Origin of the sequence: Pseudomonas sp. NPDC096925, assembly GCF_044762545.1 — a bacterium.
In the GTDB taxonomy this organism is placed as follows: domain Bacteria; phylum Pseudomonadota; class Gammaproteobacteria; order Pseudomonadales; family Pseudomonadaceae; genus Aquipseudomonas.
This window is the reverse complement of sequence record NZ_JBIWEM010000003.1, coordinates 112,551-129,551: the sequence shown is the minus strand read 5'-3', so window position 1 is coordinate 129,551 and position 17,001 is coordinate 112,551. Positions and strand designations below refer to the sequence as shown.

The 17,001-nt window shown below is 58.1% G+C and carries 14 protein-coding genes; 11 read left to right on the top strand and 3 right to left on the bottom strand.

The genetic code is table 11. From position 1 onward, the window contains the following. Positions 1-89 precede the first annotated feature (89 nt). The 4 genes from ACIQYU_RS11150 (at position 90) to ACIQYU_RS11135 (ending at position 7,375) form a co-directional block, all read left to right on the top strand. Positions 90-4,784: a hypothetical protein gene (locus ACIQYU_RS11150; RefSeq protein ID WP_402799683.1), complete on the top strand. Its 4,695-nt coding sequence runs from the start codon at positions 90-92 to the stop codon at positions 4,782-4,784. Between the two features lie 41 nt (positions 4,785-4,825). Beyond that, a complete protein-coding gene (locus ACIQYU_RS11145; protein WP_402799681.1) occupies positions 4,826-5,440 on the top strand; it encodes a M35 family metallo-endopeptidase in 615 nt (204 codons plus the stop codon). A 200-nt stretch (positions 5,441-5,640) separates the two neighbouring features. Beyond that, positions 5,641-6,216, top strand: a complete 576-nt coding sequence (locus ACIQYU_RS11140) for a L,D-transpeptidase (RefSeq protein ID WP_402799679.1) — start codon at positions 5,641-5,643, stop codon at positions 6,214-6,216. 691 nt (positions 6,217-6,907) lie between these two features. Then, entirely contained in the window at positions 6,908-7,375 is a 468-nt protein-coding gene (locus ACIQYU_RS11135) for a hypothetical protein (protein ID WP_235208041.1), read from the top strand. Between the two features lie 145 nt (positions 7,376-7,520). Here ACIQYU_RS11135 and leuD read toward each other — a convergent pair whose 3' ends face one another. The 3 genes from leuD to ACIQYU_RS11120 all read right to left on the bottom strand — a co-directional run bounded on the left by leuD (position 7,521) and on the right by ACIQYU_RS11120 (position 10,376). Then, positions 7,521-8,111 carry a 3-isopropylmalate dehydratase small subunit gene (gene leuD / locus ACIQYU_RS11130; RefSeq protein WP_280044461.1) on the bottom strand — a complete coding sequence of 197 codons (591 nt, stop codon included), beginning with the start codon at positions 8,109-8,111 and terminating at the stop codon, positions 7,521-7,523. 190 nt (positions 8,112-8,301) lie between these two features. Beyond that, positions 8,302-9,183 (bottom strand): alpha/beta fold hydrolase, encoded by an 882-nt coding sequence (locus tag ACIQYU_RS11125; protein WP_015270316.1) that lies wholly within the window; start codon positions 9,181-9,183, stop codon positions 8,302-8,304. A 212-nt stretch (positions 9,184-9,395) separates the two neighbouring features. Beyond that, the gene (locus ACIQYU_RS11120; protein WP_224765921.1) at positions 9,396-10,376 is read right to left on the bottom strand and encodes a LysR family transcriptional regulator; all 981 of its coding nucleotides are present in this window, start codon (positions 10,374-10,376) and stop codon (positions 9,396-9,398) included. A 112-nt stretch (positions 10,377-10,488) separates the two neighbouring features. On the opposite strand from ACIQYU_RS11120, the gene ACIQYU_RS11115 reads away from it, so the two are divergent. From ACIQYU_RS11115 to ACIQYU_RS11085, 7 genes are read left to right on the top strand one after another with little or no spacing between them, the layout of a single operon-like run. Then, entirely contained in the window at positions 10,489-11,841 is a 1,353-nt protein-coding gene (locus ACIQYU_RS11115) for a C4-dicarboxylate transporter DctA (RefSeq protein WP_015270314.1), read from the top strand. A gap of 11 nt (positions 11,842-11,852) precedes the next feature. After that, positions 11,853-12,413 carry a carboxymuconolactone decarboxylase family protein gene (locus tag ACIQYU_RS11110; RefSeq protein ID WP_015270313.1) on the top strand — a complete coding sequence of 187 codons (561 nt, stop codon included), beginning with the start codon at positions 11,853-11,855 and terminating at the stop codon, positions 12,411-12,413. Positions 12,414-12,423: 10 nt separating this feature from the next. Continuing rightward, positions 12,424-13,242, top strand: coding sequence for an SDR family NAD(P)-dependent oxidoreductase (locus tag ACIQYU_RS11105; protein WP_003258699.1), 819 nt, complete (start codon positions 12,424-12,426; stop codon positions 13,240-13,242). A 60-nt stretch (positions 13,243-13,302) separates the two neighbouring features. Continuing rightward, positions 13,303-14,247 carry an amidohydrolase gene (locus tag ACIQYU_RS11100; protein ID WP_280044459.1) on the top strand — a complete coding sequence of 315 codons (945 nt, stop codon included), beginning with the start codon at positions 13,303-13,305 and terminating at the stop codon, positions 14,245-14,247. Between the two features lie 36 nt (positions 14,248-14,283). Next, entirely contained in the window at positions 14,284-15,219 is a 936-nt protein-coding gene (locus ACIQYU_RS11095; protein ID WP_280044458.1) for an SMP-30/gluconolactonase/LRE family protein, read from the top strand. Between the two features lie 25 nt (positions 15,220-15,244). Next, on the top strand, positions 15,245-16,057 hold the full coding sequence (locus ACIQYU_RS11090) for a substrate-binding domain-containing protein (protein ID WP_085588718.1): 813 nt from the start codon (positions 15,245-15,247) through the stop codon (positions 16,055-16,057). Beyond that, positions 16,054-16,947 carry an alpha/beta fold hydrolase gene (locus ACIQYU_RS11085; protein WP_085588716.1) on the top strand — a complete coding sequence of 298 codons (894 nt, stop codon included), beginning with the start codon at positions 16,054-16,056 and terminating at the stop codon, positions 16,945-16,947. Before ACIQYU_RS11090 ends, ACIQYU_RS11085 begins: the two co-directional genes overlap by 4 nt. Positions 16,948-17,001: the final 54 nt, after the last annotated feature.

The following is a 17,001-nucleotide window of genomic DNA, read 5'->3' as shown; positions in this document are numbered from 1 at the left end:
CGGATGGTGTTGCCAAGGACCCACACGGTAACGCGTACCTGCGCCTGAGTGTCGTGCTACGGCCTGACCCTACCCAGGACTCAAATGCCGTGCCGCTGCTCGAGTGGCCAGCGGTTATTCCGACGCTGAACTTCGAGGTATCGATGGGCCCCCCCAACGATCTCCTGATCAAGCTTGAGGGAGTACCGCTCCCCGAATTTCTTCCGGCAGGCATGACGGCGCAGGACGCGGAAAAGTGGTGGCGCTGCGTCTGGAAAAGACCGGAGGTGGCTCACGCGTATCATCAGCTGATGATGCTCAAGTCTGGCCAACGCCCCGCGGATATCGAGTTCTTCAGCTATTCGATGCTCGCCCGCATTGTACGGGCGCAAGCACAAGCCGACGTAGAGGTCGCATTGAGGGCGGCGCAGTATCGCAGCATCCACGGCGTGATGAACGGCGTCGTGGAGGGCGATATCGCCGAAGCGAGGCGCAACGATCCCAATGCCGCCGCAGTGCGGCGTCACGATGCACAAGCATTGCTGGGTCGTGAGCTGTTCGCCGACACGCCATTTGGCGACAGCCTGGATCGCACGCGTTCGATAAGCGACAAGGACGGGATCGACACCGGCCTGGGCCTGGCGCCACTGACGCCCACTCAAGCCACCGCACTGCAAGACACCTTCAGGCAGGTTCGCCAGGCGATCGATGCGGCAGCCACGCCTGGGACTGCCGCAGCGCCGACCACGCCCTGGAACCCGTTTCTCGCGGAGGCAGAGCAAACGGAAGTTCCCAAAAGCGTTGACGACCTATTTCAGGACCCCTACTCCACATCGGTTTTCGGAACGGTTCGCCCGCAATCCCCGGTCTCTACCTTGGGCGCACCCGTCGACTCCGCCAGTGCTGCACCCGCCGTGGCCTGGGGCGTCAGGCAGGGAGTGGAAGCGTTCCGCCGTGCGATGAACACGGACGAAGAACTGGGGGCAGCCCCCGCCCCGGCCGCCCTCCATCAAGCAAGTACCCCGCTCAGCGATCAGGAGGCGCGGGAACTCGCCGCACGCCATGTCGCCTCGCTGCAGGCTCACCCGGCATTGCGCAAATTCGTCCAGTTGATCGTCGACTTCCGTATACCGCTGGACAGCGTGCCGCCAAGCGTTCGCAGCGCCGGGCGGGGCGTGGTTTCGGTTCAGCTGTCTGGCCGTGGTAAGTCCCCCCTTGTTACACACACCGCGTTCGAGTTGCGGTTCGAGTTGGATAACGACCAGGAGAACTTCTTCGAGCCTTGTCCTGAAAGCGTGTTCACAAAATCCAATCCGACGCTGGTTCCCTCGTTACCGCTTCATCGGGGCGTGGTTCGGTTGAACATCCCACAGGGCGGCAAGGACCACGGGCCCAAACGGTTTCGAATCGAGGTCATCGATGCGATCGCCGGGTTCCTCAGCCGTGTTCGCGGGCTGCAAGCCACCGGAGGTGCGCTGCGCATGGGGATGCCGATTGACCTGGTTCCTGCCGGCGAGGCTGGGCTGCGAACGCGAGGGCTGATGGTGCTGGACACCGAACCGATGGTCACTGCGCAAATCGCCGAAAAACGCCGGGCCACGCCGCCCCTGCCTGGCGAGCCGAAGCTGTACTATGCCGAGGACCTAGTCGAAGGCTACCGCGTCGACCTCGTCGCGCCCGGCGGCACGGTCTACCCTGCCGGCAACCGGAAGCTTGCCTACGATGTCATCTGCGAGGCGTTCAACCTACCGAAAGGCGCCATTTCGTACCCGCAATTCAAGGAGCGCGACGAAGGCTACATCCTGCCCGCCGGGCGCAGCTGGAGCGAGGACGTACCGGCAAGCACCACCGCCCCGCCATCCCAGCGCGATGTGCTCATGGTGTCGGAAGTGCTGGTCAGTTGGGACGGCAGCAACATCGGGCTTCCGGCTATACGGCAACAGGGCGGCCAGCCGCCAGAGCAGGATGACGAACTTCCGGTAGCCGTCACTTATGACTACGCTCCGGAACCTGGGCCCATACTGCGGGCCGGCGGGCGCTATCGTTTCATGTTGCGCGCGCGCAAACTCAATGGTTCAAGCGTCACCAGCGGGTTCGCAGAGAGCCTTGCGAAGGACCACGCCCTGGGTGATCCCGACGACCCGTGCGCCGATTACACCTTTGTGCCGGTGGAGCGTGCACCGGTACCCACGGTCCTGGTTCCAGAGGGACAACGCCTGGTCAGTCCAGGTGTGGATGATGACCTGCCGACCAGCCAGAACCTGATACTCAAGACCGGTGAAACGGCGGTGCGGATGCTCGTCTCGCCGAGAATCGCATTCGACCTCGCCGAGCAACTGGGGCAGTTCGACCCGGTGCGCTTGGGCGCCGAGTCAAGCCATGCCGCCGGTGAGCGAGCCTTGAGGCGGGTCAGACGTGGTTCCTATCTGATGCTGGAACGCGACAACGAGGGAGATTTCCCTTTGTACGGCGCGGATCAACCGATGCTCGCAGGCCAGCCGAAATATGATCGCGCGATGCTGTTCAAGCTCCGCGAACCACCAAAAACGGATCCCGCAGAGCCCTACTATGTGGACGGAACACTGTGTTTCCTGGGCACCCGGCTGCTAGCCAGCAAGGCCACCACCCCTTTTTCCATTGAGACGAGTTCGGCCGATGGCGAACTTTCCTTCTGGAGGTCCGAGGCGAAGGGAAAAGGCTCCAGCAGCCGCGGTTTCGATCCGGACAGGCTCAAACCGATCAAGCTCGAAGTTAAGGCCGTGCGCACGGGAAAAAGCCGAGTACGCAACCTGGGATACACGGAATTCAGGTCTGGCACTCAGGTGATCTCGGTTCCGACACTATGTGTTGAAGTGGCTCCTGCCGATACGCTGACCCTAGAGATCTGGCTGAACCGCACGGCCAAGATGGGCATGAATCATTCCATTGTGCGCGCCGCCATCGGGCAAGCCATTGCCCGCGCGAACCAGGCGGGAAAGGCCCTGACCTTGTTCCCCGACAGCATCGATGATCCGGACGTCCGTGAGGACTGGTGGCTTGAGCAATGCCGCGCCATGCGCATCAATACCTTGAGTGATGTGCTGCAGTTTCGTATCGAGCACGCCGTGGCCTTGCCGTTGCACGCCCCGTCGTTCCTGCAGCTGGGATGTACACGCACAATCGATAAGTCCACGTGGCAGACAATCGCCGTCGCACCGAGGGGTGCCGACCAGCGCGGGGCATCGTCCACCTTCGCCTGGGGTGCGGTCAGCGTTGATCGCAAGTCCACAAAGGCGGTCTGGGCAGAATGCATCTGGCTGAATTTCGACCCCAAGGTTGCGGTGCAAAGGACCACGGAGCACGAGTTGCCCTGGGAGATCGACCAGCAAGGGCTTTGGGCTTTCAACCCTGTGCTTACAACCGGGCGGTTGTTCACCATCGAAGCCCTTGCGCCGTTGGCACCTAAGGTCGCAGAAAACGAGGTGGCCTACCTCCAGCGCGCCAACGTCATCGACCTGATTACCGATGAGATGGGCAACCTGCGTAACCTTGCGGCAGACTTCCGTAGCGACGGAGCGCGTCGCCTGGTCGTGCGCCTGCTCGCCCGGTCGCGCTTCGAGGGGCCTTCCGCCGGGCCACAGGAAAAGGTCATCTCAAGCGCGAGTGCGCAGGACCTGGAGGCCTTCTTCAAGGGCGGTCCACGCCCGGAGGGTGTCGAGGAAATCTGGCTAATGGCGACCCGCCCACCCGCCCAGCCCACGCTGCTCAAGGACAAGGGCACGCTGCATCAGCGTCGCCTGGGCAGGTCTGTCGACCTGCCTGTGCCCGGCCATCAGGGCAGGGGGCGGACCCTCAGCCACATCTATCGCTGCTGGTTGGGCCCGGACTGGTTCAGTTCGGGTGAAGGCGAACAGCTGGCCATCATCTGCCGTGATCCCGCCCAGGAAAAGCATCCGGACTGGCTGCTGTCACAGCTCAGTCGCTGGGGTGGTGACATGACCATGGCGCCTGCCCAGGCCCTGGTGGTGCCACCCGCCGATCTCGCCAGCGCGACATTTCTCAGCCCGGCGCAGGTCGTGGGCACCGTGACGCAAAGGGCCCTGATGTATCGGGAACTGAAGGAAGATCAGGCAGAACCGCTGTCCGAATCCCATGGTGTATTGCTGGGTTTGCTGACGCCCCGTTTCCATACCGGCACCGGTCGTTGGTATTGCGATATGGAAATCACCCCCACCGCTGCCTACAAGGTCGGGGTGCAGCTCTGCCTTGCACGTTACCAGCCCAATGCTATCGAAGGCTGCAAGCTTTCCCGGAGCGTCCGTGCAGATGCATTCTTCCTGCATCAACCCTGGACCTTCTCGGCCATACGCAGAGGGGGCGAAGTAGAAGTGATCGCGATGGGGCCCGCCTACACCGAGAAGGCACCGATGACCGTGGGCCTCGAAGGTGCCGAAACAGCGAAGGATTTTGCCGGGCGCGCTGCCGAACCGCTCGTGGTTGTCGAGCTGGAGCGCCTGGGAAGCGACGGCGACAAACCGCTGATCGTCATCGACTCGAACGCGGACCCGGTCGTCACCACCAGCCTCGCTGCCAGCACAAGGCGCGAATTCGGCGATACCAGGCGGCCCGACATCCCCTCCGGCTGGACACGCTGGACGATGACCCTGCTGATCCCCAAGGAAGAGCCGGAAACCCGATTCGCAGTGCGCGTCAGCCTTGCCTCGGCACATGCGAACTCGCTCGCCGCCCCTGGTTCCGGTCAACCCCCCAGCGATGGTCCACTGGTCTATTTGCCAGAACCCATGGTCGTCCAGCTCGACATCTGATGACCCGACATGCAAAACCAACGGCTATACAGGAGCGGTGTATGAACAAACCCCAGCGGTTCCACCCATCCAGCGTCCTTGGCGTGCTGCTCATGCTCTGCGCCAGTGCTTCGTTCGCAGACGTTTCAGAGCACAAGAAAGCCTGCACGGATGTACAGGCAAAAGCTGCCAGCAGTGCTATTGCCGAAGCAAAGAAAGCCTTGAACAAAGCGATCAATACATTGAAGAGCCCGTCGTCTGGTGATGCCGCTCGCCAGATCAAGTGGTTTGGCGCCCTCGACAGCACCACCGCTGCGCAGGTCCGCGTGAAGTATGAAGCCGCCCTGGGGAATGTCGCGTTTGTCCAGGTCTGGTGTCCTGTGAGCAATGACCTGACCTTCAAATGGGACTCAGGCGACCTAGCCGCCGTTCACCCCAGCGCGCCTGGCGCGATCTTTCTGCCCCCCGACTTCTTCAACCTTGGAGCCTCCGGGGCAGACTCCCAGATGGGCACGATCATTCATGAAGCGACGCATCTTTCCGGTGTTGGATTGCATCCAGAGGTATACGGCGTCGCAAAAGCCAAAGCGCTGGCCGCAAAGACACCCGCCCAGGCAAGAAACAACTCGGACAACTATCAGTATTACGCCGAGGACACTGTGTTCACATTACCCTAGGGCGGTGGCCACCTCCCGCATGAGATCTGCACACGCAGTCCCTGTGGGAGCGTCGGTGCGGCGGTCCCGCGATAAGGACCTTCAGCCGACCTAAGCCTTGTGCAATGAAGGTCAGGATCTATTCTGGAAATACCGACTTACACGCATTCGTCGACACATTGATGCACCTCTACGTATAGACAGAGCAAGGGAGGATGAAGATGTCAAAGCGAAGCAGCAAAGCTCAGTCAAAGACTCCGGGGACAACGCCGGGGCCAAAGTTAAGTTTAGATTTGGAGGTTGCCGAGCCGGTTGGGGCCGCTAACACAGGACTTTCTGTCACTGGCTTGGATCGACTTACCTTCGATGGCTATAGCTTGACTTGGCATGGCTCCAACGCAAAAAGCTGGTCAGCATTTTCGGGGCCTGAAGACGAGAGTGCCGATGAGGCTACAAAAGATGTCGGCCCAACACCACAAGGCTTTTTTGCTATTGACCCTGCGGTTATAGAGGACCTCCAACCTACCCCCGACTGGGGTTCACACCGTGTTCGGCTGGCCCCTTATGCTTCCACCGTTGACAGGATGAAGTCTTGTCTGAAAGTGATCCGCACTGGTATGTACATCCATGGCGGTGAGCAGAAGGGCACCCACGGATGCATTGAGCTGAACAACGATGCAGATGAAACGGAGTTCTTCTCGCTCCTGAAGAAGTACGGAAAAAAGATCGAGCTTGAAGTCCGATATGCTGGGGCACGCGAAAAGAAATACGAGGTAAAGGCTTGTCCGTACCCGTAGTCCGCTGTGTCATTAAAACAGCCACTATTAACATTAGTTAGGTGTAACTGGTGGCACGCATCCGCATGATGCCACCGTTCATTCTGCCCCTCCTACAAAACTTGCACCTCCCTGGCCAGCCTCGCCCGTTTGAGCAGCTAACAGACTCTGTCTGCCAAAAGGCGGGGGGGCTCAAAGATTTGTTACGCCCTTTCAATGAGTCTCTAATGAACATGTGGCCATGAACATTCGCATCTAATGCTAAGGCTAATACCTACCTAGACCTGGGGTTAAGATGTTCATGAACGAGATACATCGCCTATAAGTTAAATGACGTATTTGGAAGTGCCCGTTCATGGAGCCCGTCAGCCTTCACTAGCGCCACGGAGCACATTTGTACTCAATCCTCTTGCTGTCGCTGCAACCACCAACTTCCCCGACCCTGCGTGCTTTCCTGAGCACCTTTGACACACATGGGATTATCGAAGGCTGGTCACTGAGAGGCTCAGGTAGCGTATGACTGAACATAGCCGGCACGACATACCATCAGGCGCGTTAACGGCCCGGGACGTCAGCCAGGTGCGGCTGCCGCTCCAACCAGCCTCAGTCGGCTAAGCTGAATTGTATCGACGATGAAAGATGGAAAATTGCTCGCCAGGCTCCAGCCGGCCTCTTCTAAAAGGACAGATATCATTTCGAGGGTGCAAAGGATATGCGCAAGAAAGGTCAATCATGGTTTCTGCCGCTGCTAGTTCTCTTCGTGGTGATCTGGGCCATTGGCAAGAAGGATTCGCCTAAAACTGAGCCACCAGCTATCCAGGCGTCGGTTAACACTTTGGCTTCAAATTCATCACCAGCACCACAACCTACACAAGCCTCGGCACCGGAGCATTTCGTCAAAGCGGACAAGCTGAATCTGCGCGCTGAACCGGGAGGGAAAGTGATCTCTAGCCTCAAGCGCGGTGAGAAGGTTCAGCCTATGAGCAAAAAGCGGAATGGGCGCGCATCAGCCTCGACGGCCAACCACAACGGTGGATCTCCTACAAAAATCTCTGCAGCGGCCCGAACTGCTTTGTCGCCCCGCGGCCCAAACGGGAGCGCCCTACTCCGCAGCCAGTTCGAAGCTCAACACCCGAATATGGATCATCGTGCCCCTGCTCCTCTGGTCGTGTATGCATAGGCCCAAGAGGCGGCCGCTACTGCATCACGTCTGGGGGAAACAAACGCTATGGCGTATAGCATCGCTAAAGCCTTTAGCTACACGACGACATCTGGATGCTCAGCGCCGAACGCCAAAAAGTTTTGGTAGAGGAGCCATTGAAGGGCTAGAACCTCTCGTAAAGCCATGGTTCCAAAACTATACGTGTTTTCTCAAATTCCCGAATAGCACCCGCCTTTAGTAACGTCATCCCCACTTCGTCCAAACCATTAAGCAAGCAATGCTTTCGGAACGGGTCGACATCAAACGGAACGCGGTTGCCATGGCCGTCTACAATCTCTTGTTTTTCAAGGTCTATGCTTATTTGATAACCTGGCAGCTGCTCAACTGCGACGAATAAATTTTCGACAGCAACCTCGTCCAGCACGATTGGTAGAATCCCGTTCTTGAAGCAGTTGCTATAAAAAATTTCAGCAAAGCTCGGTGCAATAATCGCCCTAATTCCCCATTCATGCAAAGCCCAAGGCGCATGTTCACGGCTAGAACCACAACCAAAGTTACCACGAGCCAACATAATTCCAGCGCCTTCATATCGTGGCTGGTTGAGTGGAAAGCTCAAGTTTAGAGGCCTTTTTGAGCAGTCCTGATAGGGTTCTCCATGGTCAAGATAACGCCACTCATCAAAAAGATGCTGGCCAAAACCACTGCGTTCGATAATCATCAGGAATTGCTTTGGTAGAATAGCGTCAGTGTCCACATTGGCGCGATCCAACTGCAAGATAGTGCCATTTGCCCTGTGCCCAGACGTAAGTGATGTCTCCACACCAGACCTGATTTGGAGCTTCGACATCAAACTCCCAACTGGCCATCAGCGATGGCCAGATTCCTGAACACGACAAATTTGCTTAGAAATTATGTAGACCTCGAGCCGAGAGATGGTGGAGGAGTCAGTCCTTACTTGCGTAAACCCGATCAGCAAACCTGGAAATCGCATCAGCCATCTCCTTCGGCCGTTCAGGTGCAAGGGCATGGCCTGCTCCGGCAATTACTTGGTGTTCCACTCGATCACCCAGCATCGACTTGAGTATATTGGGAATTACAACTGCATCCTTTTCAGCTTGAAGGTCCAGAATGGGCACTGTGTTACCAGCAGACCAGTAGCTCTCAACCGGTGTGCTATCTCGGGCGTGATCTTGAGCCACATGTGTTTTGTCATACCACCCGGTTAACCACGCTCGCGCATCATTGCCAGGGGCGAAGAATGCTAGCTCAAGGTATTTGATTCGCTGAGCTTCAGGTAACGCATAGTTGCCCGCTCCCTTGATCGCTTCAACCATCCTTCCATAGGGCTTCTCCGACGATCCCGGAGGCAACTTGCCAATGGATGCAGCAGCCAACACCACACCTTTCACAAGATCCGGACGATCAACCGCAAGCACGCGTGCGGGCTGGCTTCCCCAGGCATGACCAACGACAATTGCAGCCCCGGTGTGGGCCTTGTCCATCACTAACGCAACATCGGCAGCAAAATCATGCAACGTTGGCGTGTCCATGGGGGCCCGGCTTCCATTGACACCCCGAGGCTCTGGTCGAATCACGCGGTAACCATCATCAGCCAGGTAGCTGGCTACCTGATCGTAATCGTGAGCACCCCGGCCCTTAGACGGCAGGATGACGATGGTTTTTCCAGATCCCTGAACCAATGCCTCAATGTGGACATCCCCCTTGCTCGCAGTCAGGATGGAGACATCATTCTTGGCGTGAGCAAATTGGCTAGCCAAGCAAAAACTGAGCAGAGTTAGTGAAGTCGCAAAGTAGGTAGAACGCATGGTCTATGCCTCTTATTTTTATCTGGTATGCGAAGGCTGATACCTGCCCCGCTGACAGCAGACTATGCATTTAAAAAAAACTGACAAATACCGTGTATTGATAGCTGTTCATGACAATTGAGCATGGCTCTCTTCAATCCGCTCCCTCGGTGAAAGAACAGCATGCGAGGGCGATGTCTAGCACAGGACATACGTGGGTTTGAGCATCGCTGTCACTGCGCCAACCAGTGCGTTGCCTCTTTCCAAGCACCGACCGTAACGAGCTCTTCCAGGGTCTCCAGCAAGATTTTTTCATAGCTTAAGGCCAGACGAGAGCTACGTCGGTCGCGTAGCCGAGTCAATGACACGGTTGAGCGGATACCGGGCCGTTCAATTGCATGGCCGACCAGCGTGTGGCTGTTCATGTCCTCCTGAACAGCGGCATGGGCGAGAATGGAGTAGCCAAGCCCCTCAGCGACCAACCGCTTCGTCAAACTAACGCTATCGACCTCGAGCACGACATTCAGACGAACCGCGTTTTGTGCGGCAATCTGTTCCACCAGGCGACGGTTGCTATGAGGCAACCCCGGCAAGATCAAAGGGAAGTCGCCAAGCGCAGTCAGACGGACGTTACGCGATGCCTCGCCAGGTGGGCCAACCAGCACCATCCGTTCGCTGAACAATGGCCGCACATCGAATGCCTCGATCAAGGGTTGGTTATAGACAACCGCCACATCGATCCGGCCCTCCAGCAACCATTCTTGAAGCGATGTGCTGAGCCCCTCAAGCGCATGCAGCGATGCCTTTGGCCACCGTTCCTTGAAACTACGAATCAGCTGAGGGCCGACAATTGACCCAATTGCTGGGGGCAGGCCTATCGCCAAATGCCCCCGCTCCTCATCCGCAGTGTTGCGCACATGGTCTGCAGTTTCTTCCATGTAGCGCAGCATGATCTCTGCACGCTCCAACAAACGAGAGCCTGCTGCAGTCAGCTCAACACCTCTCCCATGTCGAGTGAAAAGCTCGACCTGCAGCTGCTCTTCCAACTTTGCAATCTGTCGACTGAGCGCTGGTTGAGCGATGAATAAATCCCTCGCAGCCCGACTGAATCCACCACATTGGGCGACCTTGACGAAGGAACGAAGCTCACGGATATCCATCTGAAACTCCATGCTTAACTGGCATAGCTTTTTATCAAAATAAGGTTTTTGCACCGATTACGCCAGATCTCTATGCTCAGTTCTAATAGCTATGCCGGTGGGATTGGCCATCCCAGCATGCGAATCACAAGAACAATGACGCCCATCCCGTGGGCGAGGAATTGCCATGAACCAGTTGAAGAAGCTCCACGTTCAGGTGCTGATAGCACTTGTCGCTGCCGTCATCCTCGGTTTCGCCGCGCCCACCTGGGCCACTGCCATGAAACCTCTCGGACAAGCCTTTATTGCGCTCCTGAAAATGATGCTCGCTCCAATCGTCTTCGTGACCTTGGTGCATGGCCTCACCCACGTCCAGGACATGCGCAAGCTAGGCCGGCTTGGCATGAAATCACTGCTCTATTTTGAAGTCGTCAGCACGGTCGCGATGCTCGTAGGCTTTGTGTTGGTGAACGTTGTCGAGCCAGGTGTTGGGCTGCATGCCACAGGGATGAACGAGTCTTCGGCTGCCATCAAGGCTACAGCCGCAGCAGGCGAGGTCTCGGTCATCACCTACCTGCTGAGCTTGATCCCGCACACCCTTGTGGATGCTTTCGCCAAAGGCGACATCATCCAAGTCCTGCTGATCTCAGTACTGGCCGGTATTGCTATCAACCGTACGTGCGGGCCAGAGTCCGTAGCAGTGCGCGCAATTGACGAAGCTCAAACCATCCTCTTCAAGATGCTCAGCTTCATCATGAAGCTGGCCCCCCTCGGCGCATTTGGCGCGATGGCCGCTGCGATCGGTAGCTACGGTGGCGACACCCTTCTTTACCTTCTCAAGCTCATCGCCGTCTACTACGCCGCCTCGCTCCTGTTCGTGTTCGGAGTGCTCGGCACCATCAGCTGGTCGGTTGGCCTGCCGTTCATGACCGTGCTGCGGTTGATCCGCGATGAAATTCTGCTTGTGTTCGGTACCGCTTCTGGTGAAGTCGCGTTCCCGCGGCTTATCGAGAAACTGAAACGTACTGGTTGTGATGAAGTGGTTGTTGGTTTTGTGCTGCCGGCCGGTTACAGCTTCAATCTGGACGGCACGGCGATCTATATGGCAATCGCTATCGGATTCATTGCGCAAGCCACCGACACTCCGTTCTCGCTCTGGCAACAGGCCGGCTTGCTGGCAATCCTCAGCATTACCTCCAAAGGCGGTACAACGGTTGCAGGTGGTGCTTTCATCAAGCTGGCAGCCACCCTGCAGTCTGTACAGACCCTTCCGCTGAGCGGCTTGGGCCTTCTGTTCGGCATTGATCGGATCATGGCGACAGCAACAGCCCTGACCAACATCGTTGGCAACACCATCGCCGTTTTCGCAATCGCCCGCTGGGAGGGTGCTTTTGATCCGGAAGCGTTCGAACGTGAAACGGGCCGTGCCCCTGGCCGCAGCCTGCTGCGCCCCTCGGATGTCAGCGCAGCTCAAGTAACTGCCCCCGAAGCTGTTGCGCAAGCCCAACCCCAGTCTCAATCGCAAACCCAGCACTCGTAACAGGAACGGCCATGAATCGCTTGCCTCCCATTGATCCGCAACAACTGAATGACGCCCAGCGTGTCGTTTACGACCGCATCGCCAACGGCCCACGCAAAGGCGTCCGCGGCCCGCTCGCCATCTGGCTACATCGACCAGAACTGGCTGAGTGCGCCCAGGCCCTTGGTCGCTACTGCCGCTACGACAGCTGCCTGGAACCGCGCCTCTCTGAATTGGCCATTCTGCTGATGGGGCGTCATTGGCTCGCAGAGTATGAGTGGGCGGCACATAAACCGTTTGCTCTGGAGGCCGGCCTGGCTCCCGAGATCATCGACGCCATACGCGATGGGAAAGAGCCGAGCTTTCAGAAAGCCGATGAGGCGTTGGTTTATCGCTTCGTTCGTGAACTGCACGATACCCGCGGCATTAGCGACGGCCTCTACAAAGAGTTCATTGAGCTGCTGGGTAACGACGCCGCAGTCGATCTCGTTGGCATTGCCGGCTACTACACGCTGATTTCCATGACTATCAAGGTCTTCGAAGTGCCGCCACCGGCTGGTGTCGCTCCCGAACTGCCTACCACGTTGAATTGAGGATTACCCCATGACTGAAGATATTCCAACCAGCGATCGCTTGAAAGGCAAGGTCGCCATCGTCACCGGTGCAGGTTGTGTGGGTGCCGGCTGGGGTAATGGCCGTGCCGTGGCAGTACTGTTCGCCCTTGCCGGCGCCAAGGTGTTCGCTGTCGATCGCGACCTCGGCGCCATGGAGGAAACGCTGGGCCGTATTCGTGAAGCGGGTGGTGAAGTGACGCCGTATGCCTGCGACGTCACCGACAGCTCAGCGGTAGCTGCCATGGTAGAAGCCTGCAAGCAAGCGTACGGGACTGTAGACATCCTGGTGAACAACGTCGGCGGCTCCGCCGCGGGTGGCGCAGTTGCCCTGCCAGAGGACAAGTTCGACGCCCAGATCGCTCTGAACCTGAAAAGTGTGTACCTGACCTGTAAACACGTGATCCCGGTAATGGAGGCAAAAGGCAGCGGCTCAATCATCAACACTGCTTCGACGTCTGGCATTCGGTTCACCGGCTCGGCGCAAGTCGCCTACGCCGCGAGCAAGGCCGGCGTCATCCAACTAGGCCGTGTTACTGCCGTTGAGTACGCCCCCAAAGGTATTCGCGTAAATACCGTGGTACCCGGTCAGCTGCATACGCCTATGGTCGAAGTCCGTCTCGCAGGGCAGCGCACCGGCGGCGACGTAAACAAGCTGCTCGACTCCCGCCTGGCTCGAATTCCACTGGGCTTCATGGGCGACGGTCGTGACACCGCTTACGCCGCGCTGTACCTGGCCAGTGATGAGTCGCGCTTCGTGACTGGTACCGAGATCGTCGTCGACGGCGGCATGACCGTTCGCTGCGGCTGATTTCTATAGGGGGCCGGCCATGGCCCCCCGTCCACCGACAAACAATAAGAGCAGGTCACTATGGACGATCTAAATCAAGTTCAGGCCTCACGACGCCTGTTCATCAAGCACACAGCCATCGCTGCAGCAGCTATCACCCTACTCGGCGAAGCAACCAGCCAGACATTTGGAGCCTCCATGTCCAGCCCAACCAATGCGCCTGGGATGTGGGATTGCCACACCCATATTTACGGCCCCTGGGATCGTTTCCCACTCCCTGCGAACGCCGCATACACTCCCGCCCCCGCGCCATTTTCAGATCTTCTGGCGTTGCATCAGCGCCTTGGCATTGAGCACGGTGTGCTTGTTCAAGCTGCACCCTATGGAACGGATCACTCCGCCATCCTGGCCGCAATCGCTGAGAGCGGTGGACACTACCGCGGCGTTGGTCTGATCGACGAAACAACCACCGATGAACAGCTGCAGGTTCTGCACGACGGCGGGCTGCGTGGCATCCGTTTCAATCTAATGGGGCACCTGCCGGGCGCACGGGATCCTCAAAAGCTGCGACAACTGGCCGAACGTGTTGCTTCATTTGGATGGCATGTGTTGGTTCACGGAGAACTACACACTTTGTTGCCGTTCCTGGACCAGTGGAAGGACCTGAAGACGCCTCTGGTCATTGATCACATGGCGCGCCCAGATTTCACCCAACCCCTCGATAGAGAAGAGCTTGCTGCTCTGAAGAAGCATCTTGAGCATTCGGCCCGATGGATCAAGCTCTCCGGTATCGATCGCGCCATGCAGGGTCAACCTGGCCCGTGGCCGCAGGCTCTGGATTACGTTCGCGAGTTTCTGGAGTATGCCCCGGAACGCGCGATTTGGGGCTCCGATTGGCCGCATCCAAACATCAAGGGCTCCCCTCCGGATGACCGCCAACTGCTCAACTTCATTCAACAGGTATGTGACAGCCCTGCATTGAAACAAGCCGTTCTGGTCGACAACCCGGCCCGCTTGTACCGCTGAGCTCTTTTGGTTTCAACACACTGACGGAAACGAATAATGGACGATAGAGATTGGCGTCCAAGCACCCGTGTGCCTGATCCGGCCGTACGGGAGCTTGACCCACGCTTTGCTCATTACCGCCTCGCCCACGCAAAAGTGGAACGCTTGGGTGGGGGAATGCGGTGGGCTGAGGGGCCGGCTTGGTTCGCAGATGGCCGGTATGTGCTGCTCACCGATCTGCCCAACGACCGCATCATGCGGTGGGATGAAGCCACCGGTGTCCTCGGCGTGTTTCGCCAACCGGCCAATCAGGCCAATGGGATGACGCGTGATCGCCAAGGCCGCCTGCTGGTGTGTGAACACGGTGGTCGACAAGTCACACGCACGGAATACGACGGCAGCATCACCGTTCTGGCGAGTCACTTTGAAGGCAAGCCACTCAACTCTCCAAACGACATCGTGGTGAAGTCGGACGACAGTATCTGGTTCACCGATCCGCCCTTTGGCTTGGTCAGTGACTACATGGGCCGTCAAGGCGAAGCAGCGCTGCCGGCTAACGTTTACTGCCTAACGCCGGACGGGAAGCTTCACTGCGTTGCCGAAGATGTCGAAGGTCCTAACGGACTCGCATTCTCACCCGACGAGAAAATACTCTACTTGGTCGAGTCGAGAGCTCGCCCACGCCGCATCGTCGCATACAGCGTCGATGACCAGAACCAGCTCAGCGAGCGCAGGGAACTCATCGATGCAGGCCATGGCCTGCCCGATGGCATACGCGTCGACGTGGACGGAAACCTGTGGTGTGGCTGGGGCGCTCCGGAGCCTGGCCTGGATGGGGTTCGCGTCTTCGCACCTGACGGTACTCCTATTGGACACATTGATCTGCCTGAGCGATGCGCCAACCTCTGCTTCGGCGGCCCGCGACGCAATCGCCTGCTGATGGCCTCCACAACCTCATTGTATTCGCTGTTCGTTAACACTCGCGGCGCCTGAAGTGCGCCCTTCCTAAGGTAGCTATATGAAAAAAACAAGATCTGCTCCGCTACTGCTCTCGACTGGCCTCGCCGGTCTTCTGACCCTCTCTGCCGGCGTTGAAGCATCCGAGCTCAAGATAATCGCGAGCGGTGCGCTGAAGGGGGCCATGGCCCAACTACAGCCAGCGTACGAGAAAGCCAGTGGCAACACACTCAGCATTAGTTGGGGACCTTCGATGGGAGACTCTCCTGAGTCCATCCCCCAGCGAATCAAACACAAGGAGCCTATGGACTTGGCCATCATGGCCAGCGAGACCCTGGATCTACTGGGACCTACAGGTGCTTTCGACATGAGCACTCGCCGAGAAATCGCCGACTCCCGTATCGGCATAGGCGTACCAAAAGGTCATCCTCACCTGGATGTGTCCACCGTGTCCGCTCTGCGTGCCGCGCTACTCAGCTCTGACAAAATCGCATATTCCCAAGGCGCTAGTGGTGTCTACATCCGGACAGAGCTGTTTGCTCGCTTGGGCATCACCGATTCGGTCAAGCACAAAACAGTCGAGATTCAAGGCAAGGAACTGGTGGGCACTGCGCTTGCTCGCGGCGACGCGGACATCGGCATGCAGCAGATCAGCGAACTGAAGGTAACCCCTGGCGTGGATTACCTAGGCCCGCTTCCCGAGGAGGTACAGAAAGTCAGCCGGTTTTATGCGGCCGTGGCCAGTACCACTTCTAACACCAAGGTTGCACGTGAATTCCTTGAATACCTCAACAGTGCCGAAGCTAACAAATTGCTTGAGGAAAGCGGCCTTGAACCTGCCCCATCACTCACTGCCCAAGGAAAAAAACAATGAAAAAGATTTCTCACTTCATCATTGGTGCGTCCCTGACGCTGGCTGCCTCCATCGCCATGGCTAGCAGCTCTGCCGCAACGAATGCAGTGCAACAGGAAATGGTGCGGTACGACAACGTCCAGATCGAGGTCAACTCCCAAGGTAAGGGTCCGATCATCGTGATGCTTCCCTCGCTGGGACGCTCGGGTCGTGACTATGACCAAGTGGCAAATTACCTGCAGCAAGATGGGTTCAGGGTGGTGCGCCCTGAACCCCGCGGCATAGGCCAAAGCAAAGGCCCGATGGAAAAGCTCTCAGTCCATGACTTTGCCCGCGATATCGCTGCAGTTGTCGAGCACGAGAAACAAGGGCCGGTAGTAGTGGTTGGGCACGCCTGGGGTAACTTCCCGGCTCGACAACTGGCGGCCGACAGGCCCGACCTGGTGCGCGGCGTGGTGCTCGCAGCGGCTTCTGCCGGCAAGGTTCCACCCGGATCGTCTGAGAAGCCCATCAACGCCGAAATGCGTCAGGCAATCGATGGGGCCGGTGACATGTCTCTGTCCGAAGAGCAACGTCTGGTCTACCTGCGCAAAGCATTCTTCGCCCCCGGCAACGACCCTCGTGTCTGGCTTGGCGGATGGCACGACGAAACGCATGAAGCTCAGTCCCATGCACGCAATACCACACCGGTCGATGACTACTTCGCCGCTGGCAAGGCCCCAATCCTGGACCTGCAGGGTGAATCCGACACAGTAGCCCCACGCAGGTTCTCAGGCGTTCTGCAAAGCATGCTGGGCGATCGCGTTCAGGTGGTGGTGCTCAAAAACGCCGGACATGCGATGGCGCCTGAGCAACCGAAGGCAATGGCCGACGCTATTGCGACGTTTGCCAAAGCTCAGTACGCGCATTGATGGAAACCAGGACGGGCGCCGCGAGGCGCCTGCCCTTGGTCTGCACATCCACGT